A 23,789-nucleotide genomic window follows, 5' to 3' on the forward strand; every position below is an offset into this window, starting at 1 on the left:
GGTGCGGCCGGCGGTGCTTGCGGCGCGGGTGCGGCCGGCGGTGCTTGCGGCGCGGGTGCGGCGCGGGGTCACACGGCGTCCTTGCGGTCGGCGGCCATGCCCGCGGCGTCCAGCAGCGCGCTGCCGACGATCAGGTCGGCGCCGCCGAAGCCGGGGTCGTCCAGCCGGGTGCCGTCGTCGACGGCGAACAGCAGCCGCTCCTCGCCCTGCCGGTACGCGGTGCCGACCGGCGGGCTGGCGGCGTGCACGGCCAGCAGGGCGACCAGGTAGGCGAGTTCCTCGCCGCCGCCGTCCGCGCCCAGGTCGGTGCCGCGGGCGCGGGCGTCGGCGAGCAGGCCGGAGAGCCGGCGGGGGGCGTCGGCGGGCAGGTCGAGCAGGTCGAGGGCGGCTTCCAGCTGGGCTTCGGAGAAGCGGCTGTCGTCGGGGGTGGCGACCAGGTCGGGTTCGGGGAGTTCGGCGCCGAGGTGCTCGCGTTCGACGGGCGGGGTGAGCAGCAGGTCGACCAGGTCGGTGACCCGGACCGAGACCGGCGTGCGCAGGCCGGCGGCGCGGGCGAAGAACGCGTCGGTGGGCCGGGTGGCGTCGCCGAGCGGGAGGGTGAGCACGGGGGCGAGCAGCTGGCCGTACAGGTCGATGCCGCTGCGCGCGGTGGGCGCGGCGAAGGCCTGCCGGTCCTGTTCGGCGCGGAACAGCGGGCCGGCCTCCAGCAGGCGGGTCTGCAGCTGGGTGTGGCGGCGGATGCAGTCCTTGACGATGTCGACGAGTTCGGCGGCGCGGCGCTTGTGCTCGCCGTCGAGGCTCTCGTCGCGGGCCTTGCGGATGTTGGTGAGGATCGCGTTCTCGTGCCGGTAGCGGTCGGCGATGTGGTCGAGCGCCTCGTCGATCAGGTCGGGGACGGCCTCGATCCAGTCGACCGCGCGGACGTTGCGCCGAGTGGCCTCCAGGGCGCGGCGCAGCGTCTCGGCGTACTGGACGGTGCGGTAGCGGGCCTGTTCGGCGGCGAGCTGGGCGTCGGCGAGGCGGCCGCGCCGGATCAGCACCTCCAGTTTGACCTCGGCGGCGATCTGGGCGCTGGTGACGTCGGTGTCGAGGGCGCCGACCAGCACGTTGACGGCCTCGTCGGTGGTCCGCAGGTAGACCCCGCCGTCCTGGCCGGGGACCTCCTCGATCAGCTTGAAGTCGTAGTCGCGCCGGGTGTACTCGCCGTCGGGGCCGAAGGTGCCGTAGGCGGCGCGGAAGCCGCGGTCGACGCTGCCGACGTTGATCAGCGACTCCAGCACCCAGCGGGCGACCCGCTCGTGCTCGGCGACGGCCCGGCCGGGGTTCTGCGCGGCGATCCGGGGCAGCAGGCGGCTCAGCACTATGTCCCGGTCGGCGCCGGTGTCGAAGTCCATGTTGAGCGTGACCAGGTCGATCGCGGCGAGGCCGACCTCGGCCATGGTGTACGAGGCGTACTCGCCGGCCAGGTTGACCTTGCGGCTGTCCAGGTCGTGCAGCGGGGCCGTGCAGGCCAGCGCCTTGAGCCGGCGGGCGAGTCCCTCGTCGGCGGCCGGGCCGGGGGCGGGCCGGGTGGGCTGGTCTGCGATGGCGGTCACGGGGGACAAGATTAGGGCTTTCCCCTGACAGGTCCGAAAAGTCCCTTTCAGGAGGCCTGTCCCGGCATGTTGAACACGTTCAAATTCAGGTCTAGAGTCCTCGTTGCGACACCGCGTGCCGTCTCCGGCACCCGCGCCCTGAGGGGGGCTCCCCATGTCCGACACCGCCACCGTCCCCGCCGGTTCCACCACGGCCGGACCGGATTCCCGACCCGCCACCGACACCGCTCGGATCCGCCGCCGCGTCCGGCGCTGGCTCTGGCTCTTCATCACCTGCCTGGTCCTCAGCGGCCTGACCGCCTTCCCGCTGCGGACCGAGACCTCGCTGCTGGCCTCGCTGGTCGACAGCACCGGCCTGGGCGGCGCCCTCCCCGCCCTCGACGCGTGGGTGCACCACGTCCGCGAGGGCGTCGCCACCGGCTACGGCGACTACCCCTTCCTCGCCTACGGCACCGACTGGCTGGCCTTCGCGCACCTGGTGATCGCCGCCGCCTTCTGGGGCCCGCTGCGCGATCCGGTCCGCAACGTCTGGGTGATCCGCTGGGCCGTGCTGGCCTGCGGCGGCGTCATCCCGCTCGCCCTGGTCTGCGGCCCGCTGCGCGACATACCGGTGTTCTGGCAATTCGTCGACATGTCGTTCGGCGTCGTCGGCGTCGTCCCGCTGCTGATCGTCCACCGCCTGATCCGCACCCTGGAGTGGCAGCAGGCCGTCACCACCCACCACGACTTCGCCCGCGTCGTCCCCTGCCCCTGATGCCCCGGATGCCCCGGAGCGGACCCCCGGCCGGGCCGACGGCCGGGGGTCCGGTCAGCGGGGGTCGCCGGACGCGGTCAGCCGCAGGTCGCCGCCCCAGGAGGCGCAGCGGACGGTGCCGGTGGGGAAGTCGAGTTCGAGGGCGGTGCGGCCGGTGCGCGGGTCGTGCTCCTCGCGGACGGCCAGGACGGGGTGGCCGAGGTGCGGGGTGAAGGGGGTGCCGGTCGGGGCGTCGCGGACGTCGAGGCGGCCCCACTCGCCGAGGTCGACGTCGGCGTGCGGGTGGTCGTCGGCGACGATCAGGCACCAGTCGCTGCCGGTGGCGACGAAGGTGCAGCCGCCGAGGTCGTCGCGGAGCCAGACCACCACGGGGTCGGCGGCGCGCTCGCCCTCGTAGGAGTACCAGGAGGCGACCACGCCGGTCAGCCGGCGGCCGACCAGCGCGCCGAGGTCGGGGCCGGGGCCGTGCAGGGGGCAGGCGGCCCGGGCGGCCGGGGCCGTCACCAGCGCACCCGGACGTCCTCGGCCCAGCCCAGCAGCCCGTCCACCGCGACGCGCAGGCCGTCGTCGGTGCGGATCGTGCCGCGGTAGCGGCCGAAGCACTGGTCGGTCCGGTTGGCGACCGGGCCCGCCCCGGTGCGGGTGCGGCGGTCGTGGAAGGGGACGAAGGCGAGGTCGACCCGGTCGCTGCCGGGGGTGGTGATCCGCCAGGGGGCGAGCGGGGTGGCGGGGTCGTAGTGCCAGTCGAGCTCGGTGCCGATCTTGGTGAGCCGGCCGTCCACGCACAGCGCGTTCTCGGTGCTGCCGGTGCCGACCGTCCACTGCCCGCCGAACTGGAGGCCGACGGTGTGCCCGTCGGTGCGGCCGGAGGCGGCGCCCCAGTTCCAGCCGAGCGAGCGCGGCCAGCGGCCCCGGCCGTGGTCGAGCACGCCCCAGGAGTCGTCCCCGAAGTCGTACCGGCGGTCGCCGAGCCGGACGGTGCCGGTGGCGGGGCGGGCGGTGTGCTTGGAGGTGTACTGGAAGCGCTCGGCGTCCCACGGGACGACCACCGACAGGGTCTCGTGGCCGTCCGGCAGCGCGACCAGCAGGTCCGCCTCCAGCGGGCGCAGGTCGGCGGTGAGGGCGCGGGCGCGCAGCCGGGTGCCGCCGGGTTCGTGGGTGATCGAGATCCGGACCTTCCGGCGGCCGGGCCGCTCGGGGCCGACGGTGAGGTCCGCGCCGTGCGGGCCGCCGGAGCCGGCGATCCCCTCGGGGAGGGCGGTGCGGCGGCCCGGCAGGCCGGGGGCGAGCGCGCTGCGCTCGTGGTCCTCCAGGACGCCGTACTCGTCCCAGGAGAGGAAGTACGCGGTGTCGAGGGTGAGGAAGTCCAGGTCGCTGACGGTGAGCGCGAGCAGGTGGGTGGGCGTGGTCACGCACCAGTACTCCCAGCGCTTGGTGCGCCCCCAGCCGCGCAGGTTCCCCCGGTGCAGCGGGGTGCGCGACCAGCCGACGGCGTCGGGGTTCAGCCGCCCGTCGGGGCGGCACAGCTCGACCGGGTCGGTGATCTCTCGCTCATGGGTCGCCATCCGCGCACCCTACTGCCGTGACCTGCGCGGAAGCCACGGCCCGGTGCCGGGCCGTTCCGGGGGCGCGGTCGCGGCGCAGCCGTCCGCGCCCCCGGTGGCGGCTACTTCGCGACCGCGCCCTCGGTGACGGCGCCCCGCGGGGCCGCGTCCTTCGAGTCCGCCCGGCCGCCGCCGGCCGCCGCGCGGCGGACGCCGGGGATGGCCAGGGTGACCAGCGCGGCGGCGACGGCCGCGCCCGCGCCGATCAGGAAGGCGGTGCGGAAGCCGCTCTCCGAGGGCAGCGGGTGGCCACCGAAGTCGGTGGTCATGTGGGCCAGCACCACGCCGATGACGGCGGAGGAGCTGGAGGTGCCGATCGAGCGCATCAGGGTGTTGAGGCCGTTGGCGGCGGCGGTCTCGGAGACCGGGACGGCGCCCATGATCAGCGCGGGCATGGCCGCGTAGGCGAACGCGATGCCGCCGCTGATCAGGCAGGAGAAGACCAGCACACCCCAGGCGTGGCCCATCAGGCCGAGCGCGGCGAGGTAGCCGGCGGTGATGACGACGGCGCCGACCAGCAGCGAGACCTTGGGGCCCTTGGCCTTGGAGAGCTTGGCGGAGACCGGCGAGAGCAGCATCATGACCAGGCCGGCGGGGGCCATCCAGAGGCCGGCGGCGACCATCGACTGGCCGAGGCCGTAGCCGGTCCCGGTGGGCAGCTGGAGCAGCTGGGGGGCGACCAGGCTCATCGCGTACATCGCGAAGCCGATCACCACGGAGGCCAGGTTGGTCATCAGCACCTGGCGGCGGGCGCTGGTGCGCAGGTCGACCAGCGGCTGCTCGGTGCGCAGCTCCCACCAGCCCCAGACCGGGAGGACCACGGCGGCGACGGCGAGCATGCCCAGGGTGCCGCCGGAGCCCCAGCCCCAGTCGCCGCCCTTGGAGATGGCGAGCAGCAGGGCGACCAGGCCGACGGTGAGCCCGCCCGCGCCGACCAGGTCGAAGCGGCCGCCGGAGCGGACCGGGGACTCGGGGACGAGGAGGAGGACGGCGACCGCGATCACCGCGCCGAGCGCGGCGGAGATCCAGAACAGCGCGTGCCAGCTGGCCCGTTCGGCGATGACGGCGGACAGCGGCAGGCCGAACGCGCCGCCGATGCCGAGCGAGGAGCTCATCAGCGCCATCGAGGAGCCGAGCTTCTGCGGCGGCAGCTCGTCGCGCATGATGCTGATGCCGAGCGGGATGACGCCGGCGCCGACGCCCTGCAGGGCGCGGCCGACCACCATCGGGGCGAGCGAGCTGCTGAAGCCGCAGATCAGCGAGCCGATGACGAGCACGGTGAGGCTGGCGAGCAGGATCCGGCGCTTGCCGTACATGTCGCCGAGCCGGCCGAGCACCGGGGTGGCCACGGCACCGGCCAGCAGGGTGGCGGTGATCGCCCAGGACGCGTTGGCGGCCGAGGTGTGCAGCAGGGTCGGCAGTTCGGGGATCAGCGGGACGACCAGGGTCTGCATCAGCGAGACCACGATGCCCGCGCCGGCGAGCACTCCGACGACGGGGCCGGTGCGTGCCTGACTCATGGGGTACTTCCATCTCTTCGCTCTGACTACATATGCATGATGCACACAATGTGTACCATACATATGGCATCCTCGCGGGTTATGCTGCCGAAAAGTGACACATGGGACGGAGGAGCCGGACGAGCATGCGGCGCGACGAGGAACTCGCTCTGATCGAGCGGGAAATGATGCTGCTCGCCCGGCACCAGGTGCTCGCCACCGCCCGCACCAACGGCGGCCCCGACGCCCTGGAGCGCAGCGCCTACACCCTGCTGAGCCGGATCGAGACCGAGGGCCCGCTGACCATCGGCCAGCTCGCCGAGGCCTTCGGCCTGGACACCTCCACCGTCAACCGGCAGACCGCCGCGATGCTCCGGGCCGGCCTGGTCGACCGCATCCCGGACCCGGACGGCGGGGTGGCCCGCAAGCTGCGGATCACCGAGGAGGGCCTGCGCCGCCTGCACCAGGACCGCGACTGGTCGATCCGCGGCCTGGCCAGGGTCGTCGACGACTGGTCGGCCGCCGACCTGGCCGGGTTCGCCGAGGTGCTGGAGCGCTTCAACCGCGACATCGAACGGATCCAGGGCCGCCCCTGGCCGCGCGCCTGAACCCTCCGCCGCCCCTCCGCCGCACCCCCCGACCGGCCGTCAACCCCCCGCGCCCGCCGCTCCCCCGGCGGGCGTTGCGCCGAGCGGGTGGCCGTCGCACCGCCCGCCCGCGACCCCCCGGGTAAAACCTGGCACCCGGACGGCGACCACCGCCCCCACCGAAACGGCCAGGCCCTACGATCACCCCCAGGAGCGGACCCCCGGGCCGGATCGGCCCGCGCGCGGAAGGGCGGACGAGGAGAACAGTGGCCGACACGGTGATCGACCTCAATGCGGACCTGGGCGAGGGCTTCGGACGCTGGAGCCTGACCGACGACGAGGCCCTGCTCTCCGTGGTCACCAGCGCCAACGTCGCCTGCGGCTTCCACGCGGGCGACCCGTCCACGATGCGCCGGGTCTGCTCGCTGGCCGCCGAGCGCGGGGTGCGGATCGGCGCCCAGGTCTCCTACCGCGACCTCGCCGGCTTCGGCCGCCGCGCCATGGACGTCCCGCCGGACGAGCTGGCCGACGAGATCGCCTACCAGATCGGCGCGCTCCAGGTGTTCGCCCGGGCGGCCGGCTCCCGGGTCTCCTACGTCAAGCCGCACGGCGCCCTCTACAACCGGGTGGTGCACGACAACGAGCAGGCCGAGGCGGTGGTCTCGGGCGTGCTGCGGGCCGGCGCGGTCTGCGACGGGCCGCTGCCGCTGCTCGGCCTGCCCGGCTCCCGGCTGCTGGCGGTGGCCGAGGGCGTCGGACTGCCGGTGGTCACCGAGGCGTTCGCCGACCGCGCCTACACCTGGGCGGGCACCCTCGTCCCGCGCCGCGACCCGGAGGCCGTCGTGCACGACCCCGAGAAGGTGATCGCCCGCGCCGTCGGCATCGCCCGCGACGCCACCCTCACCGCCGTCGGCGGCGAGCCCGTCACCGTCCAGGCCCGCTCGCTCTGCGTCCACGGCGACACCCCCGGCGCCGCCCAACTCGCCTGGCGGGTCCGGGGCGCGCTCGCCTCCGCGGGCGTCCGCGTCGAGGCCTTCAGCTGACCTTCCGCCCGCCGGGCGGCGGACCCGGCCGTTCAGCCCAGCCGGCGCACCTCGACGCTCTCGGCGTACGGCGCCAGCAGCCCGGTCAACTCCTCCACCGCAGGGGTGAGTTCGGCCCCGCCCATGGTCTCCAGGACGAACAGCACGTCCGTCGCGCCGGCGGTGACGCGGGTGCGGTGGGCGTCGCGGTGGTTCCAGTGGCGGGTCAGCACGCCCGCCGCGTCCGCGTAGACGACCTCGCCGGGCCGGGGGTGTTCGACGGTGTCGGGCTCGCCGAGCGGGGTGAAGTGCTCGGTGCCGTCGGCGAACCGGACCTCGATCGGGCCGTCGACGGCCGCCAGGTCGAACGCGCCGGCGGGGAGGGCGTGCCGGACGGAGACCGCGTTGTAGCTGTCGACGGCCGGGTTGATCCGGGGCAGCGCGCCCTGCTTGGCGAGGCGGCGGCCGAGCGCGTCCACGCTGGGGCGGATCCGGCGCGGGTTGGTGCCGAAGGCCCGGTACGCGGCGTGCCAGGCGGCGATCCGCGGGTCGTGCTCGTCGGCGGGGCACCAGCCGCCCCCGGCGGTCTCGGCCTCCAGCCGGGCGAGCGCGGCGGCGGTGGCGGGCCAGGGCCCGCCGGTGGCGCGGAGGCCGCGGACGGTGAGGGCGGCGATCCGGGCGGCGGGGAAGGCCTCGGCCACGGCGGGGTGCAGGCGCAGCTGCGGGTCGGGCAGGTCGGCGGGGTCGGCCGGCTCGGTCGGCTTGGTCGGGTCGATCAGGTCGGGCAGGTCGGGCAGGTCGGGCATGGGGGGTCCTTTCGGGAGGGTCAGGCCAGCGCCAGCAGCCCGACCGCGACGGCGGCCGCGCCGAGGCCGGCCAGTTGGCCCCGGTGGACGCGTTCGGCGAGGACGGCGCGGGCCAGCAGCACGGTGCCGGCGGGGTAGAGGGCGGTGATCACGGCGACCACGGCCAGGTCGCCGCTGCGGGCGGCCAGCAGGAACAGCACCCCGGCCGTCGAGTCGAGCCCGCCGGCCGCGGCCGCCAGGCCGTACGCGGGGCGCTCGGGGCCGAGCCGGCGGCGCCACAGCACGGCGGCGGTCAGGGTGAGCAGGGAGGTGACCGCGCGGCCGACGATCAGCGGGGCGACGCCGCTGTCGACCGGGGCCTGGTGCAGGCAGACCAGCTGGACGGCGATCGCGGCGCCCGCGCCGAGCGCGAGCAGCAGGGCCCGCCGGGTGACCCGGGCCCGCCCGTCGACCGTCCCGGCGCTCACCAGCACCACCGCGGCCAGCGCCAGCGGCAGGCCCACCAGCCCGGCGGTGCCCAGCCGTTCGCCCTGCAGCAGGCCGACGGTGACCGGCAGCATCGCCGAGACCAGCGCCGTCACGGGCGACAGCACGTTCATCGGTCCGATCGCCAGCGTCCGGTACAGCAGCGCGAACGCCGCCGCCGAGGCCGCCCCGGAGGCGGCGCCCCAGCCGACCGCCCCGGCCTCGAAGCGGGCGCCGAGCAGCGGCCAGAGCAGCAGTTCGACGGCCAGGCTGGCGGGCGCGGCGACCAGCACGGTGCGCAGCACGTGCGCGCGGCGGGCGCCGAGGCCGCCGAGGAAGTCGGCGCAGCCGTAGGCGAGCGAGCTGCCGAGAGCGAGCAGCAGGGCGATCATGACTCTTCCCCCAAGGTTGGACGGGACGAACCGAACGGTACAACGCATTGCACGATCCAGGCCAACACACTGACCTTCGCGCGCATTCCGCCCGCCCGAAACCGCTTGCCCCCGCCCCGCCCCCGGTGCTCTGCTCGCCGCATGCACCCGCCCCGCCCGCACCCGCCCCGCCTGCGCACCGCGCGCCTCGTCCTGCGCCGCTTCTCCCCCGCCGACCTGCCCGCCGTCACCGCGCTGTGCGGCGACCCGGAGGTGATGCGGTACCTCGACGACGGCCGCCCCGTCCCGCCCGACCGGGTCGCGGACGAGCTGCTGCCGGGCCTGCTGCGCGAGTACGCCGAGCTGCCGGACGGGCTGGGCCGCTGGGCGCTGGAGGCGGACGGGCGCTTCCTGGGCTGGGCGGCGCTGCGCCCGCCGTCCTCGGTCGGACTCGAAGCGGAGGCGGAGGCGGGGGCGCTGGAGCTGGGCTACCGCCTGCTGCCCGCCGCCCGGGGCCGGGGGTACGCCACCGAGGCGGCGGCCGCGCTGGTCCGGGCCGCGTTCGAGGAGCTGGCGGCCGGACGGGTGGTGGCCACCACGATGGCGGTGAACGCGGCCTCCCGCCGGGTGCTGGAGCGGGTCGGCCTGCGCCACGTCCGGACCTTCTTCGCCGACTGGCCGGACCCGCTGCCGGGCAGCGAGCACGGCGACGTGGTCCACGCGCTGACCCGGGCCGAGTGGACGGCCCGGAGCCCGGGACAGGTCCGATAGGTCCGGCTTGTCACCCGGTGCCCCTTTGCGATCTTCGGGTCATCCGGACCCCCTATCATCTGGGCTCTCCGGACAGCACCCCGCGCCGCCGGACCGCCCCACGAACGAACAGGAAACCGCCATGGCCAACCTGCGAGAGATACCCGCGGCGGGTGTCCGGTGATCCAGTGGTTCCACGCCGCCGTGCTCGGCCTGGTGCAGGGCCTGACCGAGTTCCTGCCGGTCTCCTCCAGCGCCCACCTGCGGGTGTTCTCGGCCCTGGCGGGCTGGGACGACCCGGGCGCGGCGTTCACGGCGGTGACCCAGCTGGGCACCGAGTCCGCGGTGCTGATCTACTTCCGCCGGGACATCGGCGCGATCATCAAGGCGTGGACGCTCTCGCTGTTCCGCGCCGAGTGGCGGCGCGACCAGAACGCGAAGCTCGGCTGGTACGTGATCATCGGCACGCTGCCGATCGGCGTCCTCGGCAAACTGTTCCAGGACACCATCGAGACCACCCTGCGCGACCTGCGGCTGATCGGCACCACGCTGATCGTCTTCGGCGTGGTCCTGGCGATCGCCGACCGCTCCCGGGCGGTCCGCAACGCCCGCCCGATCAGCTCGCTGAACTTCAAGCACGCGCTGATCTACGGCGGCGCGCAGTCGCTGGCGCTGATCCCGGGCGTCTCGCGCTCGGGCGGCACGATCAGCGCCGGCCTGTTCCTCGGCTACAGCCGGGAGGCGGCCGCCCGCTACTCCTTCCTGCTCGCCATCCCGGCCGTGCTGGCCTCCGGCGGCCTGGAGCTGCTCAAGATCGGCGAGGGCCCGGCGCCCGACTGGGGCCCGACGGTCCTGGCCACCCTGATCGCCTTCGCGGTGGGCTACGCGGCGATCGCCTGGTTCCTGAAGTACATCTCGCACAACAGCTTCACGCCGTTCGTGGTCTACCGGATCCTGCTCGGGATCACCATCATCGCCCTGGTCGGCGCGGGCGTGCTGGCCCCGGACGCGGGCGCCGTGCACTGACGCGGCTCCCGCCGTCCCCCGGGGACGGGTCGCCGGAACCCCGGCGGCCCGTCCCCGCCGCCGTTCCGGAGCCCGCCGACACGCCACCGTCGATCATTGCCGCTCGATCTGATGTGCGATTAAATCCGGTGCCATGACGCTCACTTGGAAACTGGTCGTGGACAGCCGGGACGCCGCCGCCCTCGCCGAGTTCTGGGCCGCCGCCCTCGAGTACGAGGTCGAGGACCCGACCCGGCTGATCGACGGACTGCTCGCGGCCGGCCACCTCCCCGCCGCCGCGGTGCTCGAACGCGACGGCCGCAAGCTGTTCCGCGGCTACTCGGCCGTCCGCCACCCCGAGGACCCGTACGACCCGGCGAGCGGCGTCGGCCAGGGCCGCCGGATCCTGTTCCAGGACGTCCCGGAGCCGAAGCAGGGCAAGAACCGGCTGCACATCGACGTCCACTCCGGCGGCGCACTCGAGGCCGTGGTCGCCCGCCTGGAGAAGCTCGGCGCCACCCGGGTCGAGGAGCAGGACCAGGGCCCGGTCGGCCACTGGTGGGTGATGCGCGACCCCGAGGGCAACGAGTTCTGCGTGGCCTGACCCCGGCCCGGGCGCGACCCGGCCCGGCAGCGGCTCAGCCCCGGTGGCCCGCCACCAGCCGGTCGCCCAGCCCGGTGCGGTGGTAGAGCACCCGGCGGCCCACCCGGGTCCGACCGACCAGGCCGGTGTCGCGCAGGACCGCCAGGTGGCCGCCGACCGTGCCCACCGACTGGGCCAGCAGCAGGGCGAGTTCACTGGTGGTGGCGGGCGTGGCGAGCTCGCGCAGGATCCGCGCCCGCCCGCCGCCGAGCAGCCGGGCCAGCGCCCCGCCGTCCCCGGCCGGGGCGCCCTCCGGCTCCTCGCCCGTCCCGCGCGCCGCGTACACCATCGCGTACGGGCGGCCGGGGGCCTCGCACAGCCAGGAGCTGCGCTGCGCGGTGACCGGGACGAACAGCATCCCGTCCGGCCCGACCACCCGGTCCGGGCCCGGCCGGTCGCTGAACCGGATCGCGTCCGCCCCGACCCACCCGCTGGTCCGGTTCATCCGCCGCAGCGCCCGCGGCCAGCCGTGCGCGGCCAGCAGCCCGGCCCGGTGCGTGACGTCCCGCTGCAGGGCCGCCCGCCGGGCCGGCCAGTCGGCGGCCAGGTGCGCGTCCCAGACCTCCCGGAACAGCGCGGCCGCCCGGGCGCCGTGCCCCTCACCGGTCAGCCAGTCCAGCCGCTGCCCCGCCCAGGCGTGCCGCTGCGCGGTCCGCAGCCCGGCGACCGCCGCCCCGTCCGGCACCCGCGCCACCTCGGCGAGCTCGGACTCCAGCGTGGTCTCCATCCCGCCGCCGGGCGGCAGCGTCAGGTGGTCCGGCAGATACTTGGTGGCCGCGATCAGCTCGACCAGCCCGCGCGCGTACCCGTCCCCCGCCAGCCGGGCCAGGAACGCCGGACGGTGCCGCTCCCGCCAGGGCGCGGCCCACGGCTCGGTGTACGGGCGGGCCAGCTGGACAACTGCCGCCAGCGTCTCGGCGAACGGCGACAGCGCGAACCGGGAGCGCGCCAGCGCCAACGAGTCCAACCGCAGCACGACCACCCGGCACCCCCTCCGCACGACGATCCTCGGCGACCTTTCGGTGGAACCCGAAACGATAGAGGCGGCCGCGCGCGGCCCCCCCACACTCCGCGGGTGCTTCCACCACTCCTTCACGACTCCGGCTTCCGCCGCTTCTTCCTGGGCCGGGCGGCCTCCCTGCTGGGCAGCGCGATGGCACCGGTCGCACTGGCCTTCGCCGTCCTCGACGCCGCCCACGGGCGGGCCGCCGACCTGGGCGCCGTGCTGGCCGTCCGGACGGTGCCGCTGCTCGGCCTGATGCTGCTCGGCGGCGCGGTCGCCGACCGGCTGCCCCGGCGCACCGTCCTGCTGGTCACCCACCTCGGCGCGGGACTCAGCCAGGGCGCGGCCGCCGCGCTGCTGCTCACCGGCCACTACGCGCTCGGCCCGTTCGCCGCCCTGGAGTTCGCCAACGGCGCGCTCACCGCGTTCACCGCGCCCGCGCTGCGCGGAGTGCTGCCCGAACTCGTCCCCGCCGACCGGCTGCGGCCCGCGAACGCCCTGCTCGGCCTGGCCGCCGACGGCAGCAAGGTGCTCGGCCCGGCGCTGGCCGGCCTGCTGGTCACCGGGGCCGGACCCGGCTGGGCGGTGGCCCTGGACGCGGCGAGCTACCTGCCCGCCGCGTACCTGCTGGCCCGGCTGCCGGCCGGCCGGGAGCGCCGCCGGTCCACCGGCCTGGTGCGGGAGCTGCGCGCGGGCTGGACGGTGTTCCGGCGCACCCGCTGGCTCTGGTGGACCACCTGGTCCTGCTGCGCCACCAACCTGCTGCTGGTCGGCCCCTGGCAGATCCTCGGCCCGGCACTGGCCGGCCCCGCGCTGTGGGGCGTCCTGCTCGCCGCCCGCGGCGCCGGGCTGCTGCTCGCGGACGCCGCCGCGTACCGGCTGGCGCCCCGCCGCCTGCTCGCCACCGGCCAGTTCGCCGGACTGCTGCTCCCGCTGCCGCTGCTCGCCCTCGGCCGACACGCCCCCGCCCCGCTGCTGTGCGCCGCCGCGGCCGCCTCCGGCCTGGGCCTGGCGCTGTCGGCCACCGCCTGGGACACCTCGCTCCAGGAGCACGTGCCGAACGAGGTGCTGTCCCGGGTCTCGGCCCACGCCGACGTGCTCTCCTACCTGGCCATCCCGCTCGGCCAGCTCGCCTGCGGCCCGCTCACCGCCCGGCTCGGCGCCCCCGCCCTGGCCACCGCCGCCGCCCTCGCCCAGGGCGCGCTCGCCCTGCTCCCGCTGCTCTCCCCCGCCGTCCGCCGCCTCCCGCACCCCGCCGGGGCCGGCTGAGCCCTCAGGAGTACCAGCGCAGCAGGCCGTGCCGGTACCGCGCCGCCCGGGCCAGGTAGCCCAGCAGGTCCGCGTGGTGCGCGGCCAGGTACTCGAAGCCGAACGGGTCGTCCCACAGCCGGACGGGGTAGACCTCGGCGGCGGCCAGCTCGGCCGGGGCGAGACCGTCGACCAGCGCCGCGAACGGCACCTCGGCCCACCGCCGGGCGGCGTCCGCCACCTGCGCGGGCGTCAGCAGGTGGGGCGGCCCGTAGCCCCAGTCCTCCTCGTCCGCGCCGGGCAGCTGCTCGCCGCCCTCGACCACCTCCACCGGCAGCCCGCGCCGCGCGCACAGGTACGCCAGCCCCGCCCACGCCTTCTCGGTGTCGTGGAACCGCCGCTCGGACGGGCCGCGCCGGTGCTCCAGCGCGGCCTGCTCGGCCTTGAACCCGGCGGCCCAGCCGGGCTCGGTGCGGGCGCGGACGATCTCGGCGGGGGCCAGCCGCAGGTAACTGCCGACGACGCTCATGGGTCGTGATCCTGGCAGCCCCCGCCGACAACCGCCTTACGCGGGCGGCGACTTCCGGCGCCGCAGCACCAGCACGACCAGCGTGGCCAGCACGGCGACGGCGGCGATGCCGCCGAGCACCACGGCGGCGGTGTTGCCGCCGCCGTCGTCGTCCGCGTCGTTCTTCGTGACGGCGGTCGGGCTCGGCACGGCCGCCACCGGAGCGGACGCCGAGACCGACGCGCTCGGGCTCGGGCTCGCACTCGGGCTCACGCTCGCGCTCGCCGACGCACTCGCCGACGGGCCGGCCGCCGCCAGCGGCGTCGCACCGGGCGCGGCCGGGCGCAGCGCGAGCACCGGCGCGGGGTGCTGCGGCTTGCTGCCGCCCTGCGGGAGCTCGATCCAGCGGTCGGTGTGGCCGTCGGAGTAGTCGACCAGGGTCTTGAACACCACCGAGTCGGCGTTCGGCAACTGCCGGACCTTGACCGTGTACTCGGCGGCCGCGCCGGGGGCGAGCGCCGGTCCGGCGACCGCGTAGCCGTCGGCGGTGGGGGTGAGGGCCCAGCCGCTCGGGGACTTGACCAGGGTGACGTCGGCGGGGGCGATCCCGGCGGGCAGGACGACCTTGACGTCCACGATGCCCGCCGTCGAGGACTCGCCCTCGGCGGAGAAGGCGACCTCGGCGTCGACGGCGAGCGCCTGCGCGGTCGACGAGTCGACCTCGACGTGCGCCGCCGCGGTGCCGGCCGCGCCGACCACCAGGCCCAGCGCGAGGACGGGAACGACGAACCGGCCGTAGCGGCGTGTGGGTGGCTGCATGCCGCCGACCCTACCGGCCACGAGCGCCCGACCGACCCCGGACGACAGGACGCACTTCAGCCGACGACGAGCCCACGCGCGGTCCTAACGGTCGCGGGCGGTCAGTCGGCCCCGGACGGCGCAGCCGTCCCAGAACCCGGACGCCAACACGGTGGCAGCGAACCCCACGGGCACACCCCCCCGACCAGGCCCCAACGAGCCCGCGCGCGGTCCTAGCGGTCGCGGGCAGTCAGTCGGCCCCGGACCGCGGCGTGCACCTCGGCCTCCCCGGCCGGGTCGGCCACCAGGCCGCGCAGCCGTCCCAGAACCCAGACGCCAACACGGTGGCGGCGAACCCCACGGGCACACCCCCCCCCGACCAGGCCCCGACGAGCCCGCCCAGCGGCCTGCGCCCTGACGGCCGAAGCGGCCCCGGGCGGCAACGCGCTGCTCGACTGCCGCCGAGCCCGCGCGCCCGCGCGGTCCTAGCGGTCGCGGGCAGTCAGTCGGCCCCGGACCGCGGCGTGCACCTCGGCCTCCCCGGCCGGGTCGGCCACCAGGCCGCGCAGCCGTCCCAGAACCCAGACGCCAACACGGTGGCGGCGAACCCCACGGGCACACCCCCCCCGACCAGGCCCCGACGAGCCCGCCCAGCGGCCTGCGCCCTGACGGCCGAAGCGGCCCCGGGCGGCAACGCGCTGCTCGACTGCCGCCGAGCCCCCGCGCCCGCGCGGTCCTAGCGGTCGCGGGCGGTCAGTCGGCCCCGGACGGCGGCGTGCACCTCGGCCTCCTCGGCCGGGTCGGCCGCCAGGCGGCGCAGCCGTTCCAGGACGCGGACGTCGCCGGTGGTGGTGACGTGGGTGGCGGCGAGTTCGCGGGTGGTCTCCTCGCAGTCCCACAGGCACTCGACGGCCGGGCCGGCCCCGAAGTTCGGGTCGGTGACGGCGAGCGCCTGGGCGGCCCGGCCGCGCAGCTCGGAGGAGGCGGCTTCGCCGTAGACGTGCCGCAGGGCGGGGACGGCGGCGGCGGCGTGCAGTCGGCCGACGCCGTCGACCAGGCTGCCGAGGGCGGCGCCGGTGACGCCGTTGAGTGAGATCCACTGGTGCAGGGCGGCGACCACCAGCGGGGCGTCGCAGGGTTCGCCGGCGTCGGCGAGCAGCCGGACGGCGGCCTGGGCGAGGGCGCTGTCCGCGCCGCCGGTCGCCGGGTCGGCCCAGCGGCGGGCGTGCGCGAGCGCCTCGGGACCTCGCATCCGGCCGAGCAGTTCCAGTGCGGCGCGGACGACCCGGTGGTCCAGGTCGGCGGCGGCGGTCTCGATGAGTCCGGCGGCGGCCGGGTCGCGCTGTTCGACGAGGTGGCGCAGCGCGGCGCAGCGGGCGCCGGCCGGGCCGTGCGCGGCGGCGTCGTGCAGCAGCGGCGCGTCCTCGGGGCGGACGACGGCGGTGAGGCAGCGGGCGGCCGCGGCGGCGCGGCGGGCGAGGGCGTCGGGGGCGGCGCTGTCGCCCTGGTCGGCCCAGGCGAGCACGTCGGCGGTGGACCAGCCGGGGGTGACGCCGGGGCGGTTCAGCTGCCGTTGCCAGAGGTCGAACGGCGACTGCTCGGTGGCGGCGGCCACCCTGGGGTGGTGCGGGGCCCACAGGCGCCAGACCCGCGGCTCGTAGGCGGCGCGGATGGTCTCGCGCAGGTCGGCGTCGCCCTCCGGGTCGGCCGGGAAGCGGTCGAGGACGGCGGGGGCGAGGGCGAGCAGGGCCTCGTCGGTGTCGCGCAGGGCGAGTTCGTCGAGGGCCCAGGCCCAGTTGGTTCCGGTGGTGGTGTAGGCGCGCAGCAGGTCGAGGGCGTCGCGGCGGCCGTAGCCGGCGAGGTGTCCCAGTACGGAGAGGGCGAGGCCGGTGCGGGCCTCGTCGGTGTCGGTGCGGTCCTCCGGCGCGTGCAGGTGGAGTTCGAGGCCGGTGAGGGGGGCTTCGAGTTCCATGTAGAGGCGTGCGTAGTACAAGGAGCGGTTCTCGACCTGCCAGTCGGCGCGGGGGTCGTTGGTGACGCAGGTCTCGACGGCGGCGATCGCCTCGTCGCGGTCTGCGGCCAACGCATGCAGCTGCCCGTCTCCGCGGCCTCTCTGGAGGAGGCCGAGGAGGCTGGCGCTGGGCGCTATCACTGGCTCGAACATGAGGTCAGCATCCGTTGCGGCGGTCGTCGTGGCAACGGGATTTCCGTCGCCGGGGTCGGTTGGCACAGCTCAGGCGCCCGGGCGCCGGAATCACCGAAGGTTACCGCCTGGGTGGCCCGTCCGCACACAGGGCAACCGATATCCGCAGCACTACCGCAACAAACCGGGTCCGTCCGTACCGGATCCACCCCTTCGCTATTGCACCGTGCGTTCGGACACGAATCGGCTCGGGGCGCAGCTCGGAAAGGCCGCCGGCCCGACATCCCGTCAGATCGGTCGGGCCGGTCGGGCCGGTCGGGCCGGTCAGATCGGCCGGGGGTGGCGGGGCGCGGGCAGGACGGCGTGGATCCGGTCCCGGAGCTCGGCGACCTCGGGCAGCCCCTGGTAGCGGGTGGAGAGCCGGTACATCTCGCGCAGCCGGTCCCAGGTGCGCTTGGAGGAGGTGTCGTTGATCGAGGCGAGGGCGAGCTTGGCCTGCACCTGGGCCTCGTCGGGTTCGCCGGAGAGCCAGTGGATGGAGGCGAGGGTGATCCGGTCGAGCAGCGCGGAGCGCTCCCGGCCGGTCTCCTGGCGCAGCGCGATGGCGGCCCTGGCGTGCCGGACGGCGAGCGGGGCGGCGCCGGGGTCGTGCTCGGCCAGGGTGCGGTAGACCAGGGCCTGCATGCCGTGCAGTTCGGCCTCGTTGAACAGCTGCATCCAGCTGGGCGGCGGTTCGGGGCCGTCCTGGACGAACAGCTCCTCGGCCTCGCCGAGGGTGCGGCGGGTGGCCTCGGACCGGCCGAGCGAGGCCTGCGCCCAGGCCTCGACGGTGTGCAGCATGGCCCGGGTGCGCGGCTGGGTGCCGTCGGCGGGGCCGGCGCTGGCGTTGGCGAGGCGCATCAGTTCGAGGGCGTCGTCGGCCCGGCCGAGGTGGAGCATCTGGCGGGCGGCGCGGGAGATCGCCTCGCCGGCCCGGGGGCGGTCGTCGGCCTCCCGGGCGGCCTGCGCGGCGATCACGAAGTAGCGCTGGGCGGTGGGTTCGAGGCCGACGTCGTGGGACATCCAGCCGGCCAGCACGGCGAGGTTGGCGGCGACCGTCCAGAGCCGGCGCTCCAGCGCGGGCGGGTGGCCGTGGGTGAGCAGGCCGCCGACCTCGTTGAGCTGGCCGACCACGGCCTTGCGCTGGAGTCCGCCGCCGCGCGAGGCGTCCCAGGCCCGGAACACCTCGACCGCGCGTTCGAGGGCGGCGACCTCCTCGTTGCCGACCGGTCCGGGTTCATAGACGTCCAGGACGGGGCGGGGTCCGCCCTGGGTGAGGACGTGGCGGGGGCCGGGGCGGGCGGCGGCCGCGGCGACGGGGCCGCCGGTGAGCCAGTCGTGCAGGTTGTCGGCGATGACCGCGCCCGCCGCGAGGGCGGCGGAGGCGCCGACCAGTCCGCGTCTGTTCAGCATGAGGTCCATTCCCGTGAACTCGGTGAGGACCGCGGCCGTCCGATCCGGTGCCCAGGGCTCCTTCGGCGGTGCTGCGCTGCTGCCGGACCTGGTGGGCCGGTGTCGTTCGAGACCAAGGTCCTCGGTGGTGACGACACGGCCGAGCCGCTCCGTGAACACGGCGGCCAGCACCCTCGGCACCGGGTCGCGCGGGATCTCCCCCTGCTCGATCCAGCGCCGGACCCGGGAGGTGTCGGTGGACAGCTGCTGCTCGCCCAACGCGGCACCCCGCCGGTTGACCAGCCGGGCCAGCTCGCCCTTGGACCATCCGGTCAGGGCGAAGTGGTCGGCCAGTCTGGTGTTCGGCCCCTTGCTCAACTGAAGCCCCCAGGATCCTCGGCTGGTTCTCGACCCTAGTGGCTCTGTCACATGCCAAGCGACCATTCGCCAGGGTTCGCCAGGGTGCGCTACGTGGTGTGCCAGTGCCGTTCGGGTGTCAGGTAGGTATGCGCCACCCCGGCCCCGTGCCGGAACGGCCCCCGACCGGCCCGGACCCCGATCCGACGGTGCGTCAGGCGGCCTTCCGGGAGTCGCGGACCGGGGGGTGGCGCACCGGGTGGCGCGGGGGCGCCGGGCAGGGCGCGGCAGGTCGGGACGGACGCACTTCCCCAGGGTGCGGACGGTTCCGGGCGGCCGCCGGCCGTGCCCGGCGCCCGCGCCCCACCCGGCCGGCCCCGAGCCCAGCAGCGGGGCCCCTCACAGCTTTGCCGCCGGTCAAGGAAGGACCCTCACCAGCCCATGTACTCGACAGCCAGCACCGGTACCCGCGCCTCCGCCCCGACCGGGGTGGACGGCACGACCGCGCGCCCGTCGCGCCCCGCCCTGCGCCCCCCGACCGCCGGTGCGGGCCGTCCCGCGCCGCGCGCCGTCGAGCTGCGCGACCCGCGCGGGCGCACCACCCTGGTGACCCGCCCGCTGACCGACCAGGCCGGGCGGCTGGGCCGTCCCGCCGCGGGCCGTGCCCCGGAGGCGTTCGTGGACCGGGTGGACCCGGCGGCGCTGCAGACCCCGGCGGTGCGGGCGGTGCTCGCCAACGTCGCGCGGATATGTCCGGCGTTCCTGCCGCGCCAGGTGCTGCGCGAGGGCAGCCGGCACATCCTGATCGCGGGCACCATCGGCCGGGCCCCGGTGGTGGCGAAGTGCCTGGCGCCGGCGGCGCTGCGCGGGGAGCGGGCGGAGCAGCTGATCGAGCGCTTCCACCACGAGGTGGCGGTGTACCGGGCGTTCGTCCGGCACCGTCCGCCGGTGCGGCTGCCGCGGCTGGTGGCGGCCGACCACGACCGCTGCGTGCTGGTGCTGGAGCGGGTGCCGGGGCGTCCGGCGGCCCGCGAGCGGCACCCGGTGAACGCGCCGACCCCGGGCGAGGTGCGCGCGGTGCTCGGCTCGGTGCGCACGCTGAACCTGTGGCGCCCGCCGACGGACGTGTTCGGCAAGCCGCTGGACTACCAGACCGAGATCGCCCGGTTCCACTCGCTGGGCCTGCTGACCGACCGCGACGCGGGCGACCTGCGCGGGCTGCTGCACGGCCTGGCCTCGGTGCCGTGGCAGCTGAACCACGGCGACGCGCTGCTCGGGAACGTCCTGCTGGCCCCGTCCGGCCCGGTCCTGCTGGACTGGGAGCAGGCCGGCTGGTACCTGCCGGGCTACGACCTGGCGGTGCTGTGGAGCGTGCTGTCCGGCGACACCGCGGCCCGCCGCCAGATCAGCCAGCTCGCCCAGTCCGGCGGCACGCTGGCCCGGGACGCGTTCCTGGTGAACCTGGTGCTGGTGCTGATGCGGGAGCTGCGGCTGCACGACGTCCCGGGCGCGGGCGAGGAGCAGCGGATCATGATCCGCCGGCTGTACGACGACGCGGCGCTGGCCCGCCGCGCGGTCCGCGCGGCGGTCGGCACCCGGTAGCGGTCGGCACCCGGCGGCGGGGTCAGCCCGCCAGCAGGGCTTCGCCGAGGGCGTCCAGCACGGCGTCCTCGGCGGGGAGCCGGGTGCGCAGGCTGAGGGTGTCGCGCAGGTGACGCTCCAGCGGGTGGCGCCGGTCGAGACCGGCGCTGCCGGTGAGGGCGAGGGCCCGCTGCACGGTGTCGGTGGCGGTGCGGGCGGCGAGCAGTTGGACGGCGGGGGCGCGGGTCGCGGCGGCCGGGTCGGCGTCGGTGCGGGCGGCGAGGGCGTGCACGAGTTCCTCGGCGCCGGTGAGCGCCGCGTCGAGTTCGCCGAGCGGACGGCGGTGGGTGTCGGCGGTGCCGCGGAGCCGTCCGGCGGCCCAGTCGAGGGCGGCCCGGGCGGTGCCCAGCAGGACGGCGGTGAGGGCGAGTTGCCGCCAGGCGGCGGCGACCGGGTCGGCGGGGAAGGCCGGCCCCTTGGAGAGCAGCGCGGCGTCGGTGCCGATCCGGGTGTCCTCCAGCAGGACGTCGTGGCCGGCCGCGGCGCGCAGGCCGAGCTGGTCGGCGGCGGGGTCGATCTCCAGGCCGGGGCTGTCGGCGCGGACCAGGAACAGGCCGGTGCGGGGCTGGGCCTCGGTGGTGCGGGCCTCGACGACCAGCCAGGCGAGCGCCTCGGCGCCGGGGCAGTGCGGGGCGCGGCCGCCGAGCAGCCAGGAGCCGCCCTGCCAGTGCGCGGTGACGGCGGGCGGTCGGCCGGCCGGGGCGCGCAGCGTGCCGACCAGGGCGGGGCCGCGCCGGGACTCGGTGAGCAGCCGCCGGTAGAGCGCGGCGGGCCAGGGGGCGGTGCGGCTCTGTTCGGCGTGGTGCAGCAGGGTGTTGGCGGTGAGCAGCGCGACGGAGGCGTCGCCCCGGCCGAGTCTGGCCAGCACCCGGACGGTGTCGGCGAGGCCGGCGCCGGGGCCGTTGTGGCGGCGGCCGACGGTGAGGGTGAGCAGTCCGGCCTCGTGGACGGTCTCGATGCCCTGGTAGGGGAAGGTGCCGTCGCGGTCGTGCTCGGCGGCGCGGGCGGCCAGCAGGTCGACGACCCGGGGCAGCCGGGCGAGGGCGCGGTCGACGGCGCCGTCGGCCGCCTCCGCGGCGGCGGGGGTGGGGGTGGGAACGGTCGGCTGCGCGGCGGTGCGGGTCATGGCGGGGCCTCCGGGCGGGCGGCGGGGGGTTGTCGGGCGTCCGTGACGTGAGGGGTCAGGAAGCCGGACAGACCGCGCCGGCGGTGCGCCGGAGGTCCACGTGCAGGCGTCGGGTCAGCAGCAGCGGCCGGGGCATCTCGGGCCGGGCCTACTGGAACATCTCGGCCGGGAGCGGCTTGAGGAGCTGGTAGAGGTCGTCCGAAATCGGTCGGTCCCAGGAGGCGATGGTGACCTGCACGCCGTCGCTGCGGCCGAACTGGGAGCAGTAGAGGCGCTCCTCGGTGACCTTGACCTTGCGGACGATCAGCAGGTCGTCGCCGAGCATGACGGGGAAGTCCTCGGCGGAGACGAAGTCGACCGGCTCCTCGTTCTCCAGCGAGGCGAGCAGCTGGCGGGCCTCCAGGGGCACGCCGTCCTCGCTCTCGCGGGCGGGCGACTCCTGCGGGACGTTGCCGATCAGCATGGCCGGGCCGCGGCCGCCGAGCAGGTCGTACTGCAGGAAAACGCCTTGGCAGGACCCGTCCTGACCGGCCAGGATCATGGCCTGGTAGTCGCCGGGCCAGTCGCCCGGATCCATGGCCAGTACGTCGAAGTCCGGGCCCGCGGGCTGTCCGGAGCGACGGCGGAGAAATGACATGGGCCCATCGTACGTGTCCGGTGGGCGGGGGCCGCTGCGCGGGTCCGCGATCAGGCCCGGATCTACGCTCAGGGACCAATGTTGACTCTGAGCAACCGTCCGGGCTACGTTCGGTTCAGCACGACGGCCGCTCCGGGGCGATATCCACAGGGAGCGGTCTGTCGCAGCGTGCCTTGCGCGCATTCCCTCACTGCGCACGCGGTCGTGTGAACTCCGAGCACCATTTGCTGATTCAATGGTTCTTAGACTGTTCCTGGAGCCTGCGGGTGATTGCCGGCGGCTCCGGGTGGTCGACGCGCCATCAGGATCGGTGCGTCTACAGCCACATAACACCATGAGCCAGGTTCGCGGGGCCCTTCGCCGTCGCACTCGCGGACCTTGCCCGGATCACCGCCGCGTGGGGGCGTGCGGAATCCGGGCTTCGGCCCAGCCGGGGAGTAGCTCTTCCCGGTCGGGTCACTCCCGTTGCGACGGCGGCCGCACCCCTGTGCGGCAGTGGGGTTGGGAGAGCCCGTCATCGGCGCCGTTGACGGGCAGCACAAGCGGGCGCCGTGCCTATACCGCGTGGGGGCGGTAGGCACGGCGTCTGCCTGCTCTTACTGTGCTGGCAGCCTTGTCGAACAGTCAACAAGATTCGGTCCATCAGAACTCTTTCGTAACCTCGGCGTATGCCCAGTCGTCACCTGCGCCCCGCCTGGCGGCCCCGGTCGAGCCAGTGGCCCCGGTCGAGCTAGTGGCCCTGGTTGCGCGGGTCGAACTCGCCGTCCCGGGCGCCGAGCACGAAGGCCCGCCACTCGGCGGGGGTGAAGACCAGGGCGGGGCCGTCCGGTTCCGCGCCGTTGCGCATCGCGATGTAGCCGTCGACGAAGGCGATCTGGACGCCCCGCTCGTCGTCGGCCGCGTTCTGCCACTCGGCGCCGCCGAGGTCGAGCTCGATCTTGCGCCGCTCGTCCGCCGCCCGTGCCGCCTCTGCCGGCGTCATCGCCATTCGCGCGTCCTCCCGCCTGTCGGCCGCTTCCGGCCGTCGTCCTGGGCGACCACCCTAGTCACTCCGGGCCGCCCGGTCCGGCGGTTCCGTTCCGGCGGGCCCGGCGGGTGGTGGAGATGGGCCGATCCGGCCGTCCAGGGCCGACACCTGTGCTAAAGGACGGGGTCGGGGCGGGGTCGGGGTGAGGATGGGTGGGCAGGAGCCAGTCAGCGACGCACCCGGGAGCAGCCGATGGACCAGCGGGACGGCAGCCGCGCCGACGTCATCCCGATCACCACCGCGCCGTCGGCCCCGCCGGTGGGGGCGGCCACCGGCACGGTGACCGCGCCGGCGCCGTCGGTGCCGCGGCCGGCCCGGCCGGCCGGGCTCGGGCGGGTGGGGCTGGTGCTGGTGTCGCACAGCCGGGAACTCGCCGAGGCGGTGCGGGCGCTGGCCCTGGCGGTGGTGGAGACCGACGACCCGGCGCCGGTCGCGGCGACCGGCGGCGATCCGGCGGACGGCCCGGCGGGCGGCCCGGGCGTGAGCGCGGTGCTGGTGGCCTCGGCGGCCCGCCGGGTCGACCAGGGCCACGGCGTCGCGGTGCTGTGCGACCTGGACGGCCCGGTCCGCACGGTGCTGGCCGTACTGGCGGCGGCCGACGAGCACGGCCTGCCGTTCCCGACCCGGTTCGCCGACGCCCCGTTCGTGGAGGGCGCGGTGGCGGCGGTGGCGACCGCGACGGCCGGCGGCGACCTGGCGGCGGTGCTGGACGCGGCGGAGGAGACCGCCCGCCTCCCCAAGCGCTGACGGCCCCGCTCCCCCGGCCCCG

General features: G+C 75.9%; 24 protein-coding genes. 9 read left to right on the plus strand and 15 right to left on the minus strand.

Annotation, left to right across the window (positions count from 1 at the left end; translation table 11 throughout):
* Positions 1-68: 68 nt before the first annotated feature.
* Positions 69-1,595 carry a hypothetical protein gene (locus ACZ3J7_RS32410; protein ID WP_465626966.1) on the minus strand — a complete coding sequence of 509 codons (1,527 nt, stop codon included), beginning with the start codon at positions 1,593-1,595 and terminating at the stop codon, positions 69-71.
* 154 nt (positions 1,596-1,749) lie between these two features.
* Here ACZ3J7_RS32410 and ACZ3J7_RS32415 point away from each other — a divergent pair, with 154 nt between their 5' ends.
* Complete coding sequence (locus ACZ3J7_RS32415) at positions 1,750-2,349, plus strand: hypothetical protein (protein WP_465626967.1); 600 nt, start codon at positions 1,750-1,752, stop codon at positions 2,347-2,349.
* 54 nt (positions 2,350-2,403) lie between these two features.
* On the opposite strand, the gene ACZ3J7_RS32420 is transcribed toward ACZ3J7_RS32415, so the two are convergent.
* The 3 genes from ACZ3J7_RS32420 to ACZ3J7_RS32430 form a co-directional block, all read right to left on the minus strand.
* On the minus strand, positions 2,404-2,853 hold the full coding sequence (locus ACZ3J7_RS32420) for a hypothetical protein (RefSeq protein WP_465626968.1): 450 nt from the start codon (positions 2,851-2,853) through the stop codon (positions 2,404-2,406).
* A complete protein-coding gene (locus tag ACZ3J7_RS32425; protein WP_465626969.1) occupies positions 2,850-3,914 on the minus strand; it encodes a DUF2804 domain-containing protein in 1,065 nt (354 codons plus the stop codon). The genes ACZ3J7_RS32420 and ACZ3J7_RS32425 overlap by 4 nt, the downstream gene beginning before the upstream one ends.
* Before the next feature lie 101 nt (positions 3,915-4,015).
* Positions 4,016-5,473, minus strand: a complete 1,458-nt coding sequence (locus ACZ3J7_RS32430) for an MFS transporter (RefSeq protein ID WP_465626970.1) — start codon at positions 5,471-5,473, stop codon at positions 4,016-4,018.
* 125 nt (positions 5,474-5,598) lie between these two features.
* Between ACZ3J7_RS32430 and ACZ3J7_RS32435 the strand changes: the two genes are divergently transcribed.
* On the plus strand, positions 5,599-6,060 hold the full coding sequence (locus tag ACZ3J7_RS32435) for a MarR family winged helix-turn-helix transcriptional regulator (RefSeq protein WP_465626971.1): 462 nt from the start codon (positions 5,599-5,601) through the stop codon (positions 6,058-6,060).
* A 245-nt stretch (positions 6,061-6,305) separates the two neighbouring features.
* The gene (locus tag ACZ3J7_RS32440; RefSeq protein WP_465626972.1) at positions 6,306-7,082 is read left to right on the plus strand and encodes a LamB/YcsF family protein; all 777 of its coding nucleotides are present in this window, start codon (positions 6,306-6,308) and stop codon (positions 7,080-7,082) included.
* Positions 7,083-7,114: 32 nt separating this feature from the next.
* Here the strand turns inward: ACZ3J7_RS32440 and ACZ3J7_RS32445 are convergent, their stop codons facing one another.
* Both ACZ3J7_RS32445 and ACZ3J7_RS32450 read right to left on the minus strand, forming a co-directional pair.
* On the minus strand, positions 7,115-7,867 hold the full coding sequence (locus ACZ3J7_RS32445) for a B3/B4 domain-containing protein (RefSeq protein WP_465626973.1): 753 nt from the start codon (positions 7,865-7,867) through the stop codon (positions 7,115-7,117).
* Positions 7,868-7,887: 20 nt separating this feature from the next.
* Positions 7,888-8,724, minus strand: a complete 837-nt coding sequence (locus ACZ3J7_RS32450; protein ID WP_465626974.1) for an EamA family transporter — start codon at positions 8,722-8,724, stop codon at positions 7,888-7,890.
* A gap of 141 nt (positions 8,725-8,865) precedes the next feature.
* On the opposite strand from ACZ3J7_RS32450, the gene ACZ3J7_RS32455 reads away from it, so the two are divergent.
* The 3 genes from ACZ3J7_RS32455 (at position 8,866) to ACZ3J7_RS32465 (ending at position 11,062) form a co-directional block, all read left to right on the plus strand.
* Positions 8,866-9,474, plus strand: a complete 609-nt coding sequence (locus ACZ3J7_RS32455; RefSeq protein WP_465626975.1) for a GNAT family N-acetyltransferase — start codon at positions 8,866-8,868, stop codon at positions 9,472-9,474.
* 162 nt (positions 9,475-9,636) lie between these two features.
* Positions 9,637-10,479, plus strand: coding sequence for an undecaprenyl-diphosphate phosphatase (locus ACZ3J7_RS32460; protein ID WP_465627042.1), 843 nt, complete (start codon positions 9,637-9,639; stop codon positions 10,477-10,479).
* Positions 10,480-10,612: 133 nt separating this feature from the next.
* Positions 10,613-11,062, plus strand: a complete 450-nt coding sequence (locus tag ACZ3J7_RS32465; protein ID WP_465626976.1) for a VOC family protein — start codon at positions 10,613-10,615, stop codon at positions 11,060-11,062.
* 34 nt (positions 11,063-11,096) lie between these two features.
* Here the strand turns inward: ACZ3J7_RS32465 and ACZ3J7_RS32470 are convergent, their stop codons facing one another.
* Complete coding sequence (locus ACZ3J7_RS32470; RefSeq protein WP_465626977.1) at positions 11,097-12,083, minus strand: ArsR/SmtB family transcription factor; 987 nt, start codon at positions 12,081-12,083, stop codon at positions 11,097-11,099.
* Between the two features lie 93 nt (positions 12,084-12,176).
* Here ACZ3J7_RS32470 and ACZ3J7_RS32475 point away from each other — a divergent pair, with 93 nt between their 5' ends.
* A complete protein-coding gene (locus tag ACZ3J7_RS32475; protein ID WP_465626978.1) occupies positions 12,177-13,373 on the plus strand; it encodes an MFS transporter in 1,197 nt (398 codons plus the stop codon).
* A gap of 4 nt (positions 13,374-13,377) precedes the next feature.
* Here the strand turns inward: ACZ3J7_RS32475 and ACZ3J7_RS32480 are convergent, their stop codons facing one another.
* The 4 genes from ACZ3J7_RS32480 to ACZ3J7_RS32495 all read right to left on the minus strand — a co-directional run bounded on the left by ACZ3J7_RS32480 (position 13,378) and on the right by ACZ3J7_RS32495 (position 18,610).
* Complete coding sequence (locus ACZ3J7_RS32480) at positions 13,378-13,881, minus strand: YfbM family protein (RefSeq protein WP_465626979.1); 504 nt, start codon at positions 13,879-13,881, stop codon at positions 13,378-13,380.
* Between the two features lie 36 nt (positions 13,882-13,917).
* Positions 13,918-14,679 carry a DUF1775 domain-containing protein gene (locus ACZ3J7_RS32485; RefSeq protein WP_465626980.1) on the minus strand — a complete coding sequence of 254 codons (762 nt, stop codon included), beginning with the start codon at positions 14,677-14,679 and terminating at the stop codon, positions 13,918-13,920.
* A gap of 715 nt (positions 14,680-15,394) precedes the next feature.
* Positions 15,395-16,822 (minus strand): HEAT repeat domain-containing protein, encoded by a 1,428-nt coding sequence (locus ACZ3J7_RS32490; RefSeq protein ID WP_465626981.1) that lies wholly within the window; start codon positions 16,820-16,822, stop codon positions 15,395-15,397.
* A gap of 303 nt (positions 16,823-17,125) precedes the next feature.
* Entirely contained in the window at positions 17,126-18,610 is a 1,485-nt protein-coding gene (locus ACZ3J7_RS32495; protein ID WP_465626982.1) for a DNA-binding protein NsdB, read from the minus strand.
* Positions 18,611-19,030: 420 nt separating this feature from the next.
* Between ACZ3J7_RS32495 and ACZ3J7_RS32500 the strand changes: the two genes are divergently transcribed.
* Positions 19,031-20,191 (plus strand): aminoglycoside phosphotransferase family protein, encoded by a 1,161-nt coding sequence (locus ACZ3J7_RS32500; protein WP_465626983.1) that lies wholly within the window; start codon positions 19,031-19,033, stop codon positions 20,189-20,191.
* 22 nt (positions 20,192-20,213) lie between these two features.
* On the opposite strand, the gene ACZ3J7_RS32505 is transcribed toward ACZ3J7_RS32500, so the two are convergent.
* The 4 genes from ACZ3J7_RS32505 to ACZ3J7_RS32520 all read right to left on the minus strand — a co-directional run bounded on the left by ACZ3J7_RS32505 (position 20,214) and on the right by ACZ3J7_RS32520 (position 22,981).
* Complete coding sequence (locus ACZ3J7_RS32505; RefSeq protein WP_465626984.1) at positions 20,214-21,356, minus strand: acyl-CoA dehydrogenase family protein; 1,143 nt, start codon at positions 21,354-21,356, stop codon at positions 20,214-20,216.
* Between the two features lie 55 nt (positions 21,357-21,411).
* The gene (locus ACZ3J7_RS32510; RefSeq protein ID WP_344551819.1) at positions 21,412-21,492 is read right to left on the minus strand and encodes a putative leader peptide; all 81 of its coding nucleotides are present in this window, start codon (positions 21,490-21,492) and stop codon (positions 21,412-21,414) included.
* A gap of 12 nt (positions 21,493-21,504) precedes the next feature.
* A complete protein-coding gene (locus tag ACZ3J7_RS32515) occupies positions 21,505-21,993 on the minus strand; it encodes a hypothetical protein (protein WP_465626985.1) in 489 nt (162 codons plus the stop codon).
* Between the two features lie 730 nt (positions 21,994-22,723).
* Entirely contained in the window at positions 22,724-22,981 is a 258-nt protein-coding gene (locus ACZ3J7_RS32520; RefSeq protein ID WP_465626986.1) for a DUF397 domain-containing protein, read from the minus strand.
* Positions 22,982-23,212: 231 nt separating this feature from the next.
* On the opposite strand from ACZ3J7_RS32520, the gene ACZ3J7_RS32525 reads away from it, so the two are divergent.
* Complete coding sequence (locus ACZ3J7_RS32525; RefSeq protein WP_465626987.1) at positions 23,213-23,767, plus strand: PTS-dependent dihydroxyacetone kinase phosphotransferase subunit DhaM; 555 nt, start codon at positions 23,213-23,215, stop codon at positions 23,765-23,767.
* The last annotated feature ends 22 nt before the right edge of the window (positions 23,768-23,789 follow it).

The sequence above is a fragment of the Kitasatospora sp. NPDC015121 genome, assembly GCF_055562955.1.

Excerpts from the sequence above, each read along its gene's own strand:
- ACZ3J7_RS32455 (WP_465626975.1), top strand. The coding sequence starts at position 8,866 with ATGCACCCGCCCCGCCCGCACCCGCCCCGCCTGCGCACCGCGCGCCTC.
- ACZ3J7_RS32425 (WP_465626969.1), bottom strand. The coding sequence starts at position 3,914 with ATGGCGACCCATGAGCGAGAGATCACCGACCCGGTCGAGCTGTGCCGC.
- ACZ3J7_RS32515 (WP_465626985.1), bottom strand. The coding sequence starts at position 21,993 with ATGTCATTTCTCCGCCGTCGCTCCGGACAGCCCGCGGGCCCGGACTTC.
- ACZ3J7_RS32450 (WP_465626974.1), bottom strand. The coding sequence starts at position 8,724 with ATGATCGCCCTGCTGCTCGCTCTCGGCAGCTCGCTCGCCTACGGCTGC.
- ACZ3J7_RS32445 (WP_465626973.1), bottom strand. The coding sequence starts at position 7,867 with ATGCCCGACCTGCCCGACCTGCCCGACCTGATCGACCCGACCAAGCCG.
- ACZ3J7_RS32500 (WP_465626983.1), top strand. The coding sequence starts at position 19,031 with ATGTACTCGACAGCCAGCACCGGTACCCGCGCCTCCGCCCCGACCGGG.
- ACZ3J7_RS32520 (WP_465626986.1), bottom strand. The coding sequence starts at position 22,981 with ATGGCGATGACGCCGGCAGAGGCGGCACGGGCGGCGGACGAGCGGCGC.
- ACZ3J7_RS32435 (WP_465626971.1), top strand. The coding sequence starts at position 5,599 with ATGCGGCGCGACGAGGAACTCGCTCTGATCGAGCGGGAAATGATGCTG.
- ACZ3J7_RS32525 (WP_465626987.1), top strand. The coding sequence starts at position 23,213 with ATGGACCAGCGGGACGGCAGCCGCGCCGACGTCATCCCGATCACCACC.
- ACZ3J7_RS32415 (WP_465626967.1), top strand. The coding sequence starts at position 1,750 with ATGTCCGACACCGCCACCGTCCCCGCCGGTTCCACCACGGCCGGACCG.
- ACZ3J7_RS32505 (WP_465626984.1), bottom strand. The coding sequence starts at position 21,356 with ATGACCCGCACCGCCGCGCAGCCGACCGTTCCCACCCCCACCCCCGCC.
- ACZ3J7_RS32465 (WP_465626976.1), top strand. The coding sequence starts at position 10,613 with ATGACGCTCACTTGGAAACTGGTCGTGGACAGCCGGGACGCCGCCGCC.
- ACZ3J7_RS32485 (WP_465626980.1), bottom strand. The coding sequence starts at position 14,679 with ATGCAGCCACCCACACGCCGCTACGGCCGGTTCGTCGTTCCCGTCCTC.
- ACZ3J7_RS32480 (WP_465626979.1), bottom strand. The coding sequence starts at position 13,881 with ATGAGCGTCGTCGGCAGTTACCTGCGGCTGGCCCCCGCCGAGATCGTC.
- ACZ3J7_RS32430 (WP_465626970.1), bottom strand. The coding sequence starts at position 5,473 with ATGAGTCAGGCACGCACCGGCCCCGTCGTCGGAGTGCTCGCCGGCGCG.
- ACZ3J7_RS32510 (WP_344551819.1), bottom strand. The coding sequence starts at position 21,492 with ATGCCCCGGCCGCTGCTGCTGACCCGACGCCTGCACGTGGACCTCCGG.
- ACZ3J7_RS32490 (WP_465626981.1), bottom strand. The coding sequence starts at position 16,822 with ATGTTCGAGCCAGTGATAGCGCCCAGCGCCAGCCTCCTCGGCCTCCTC.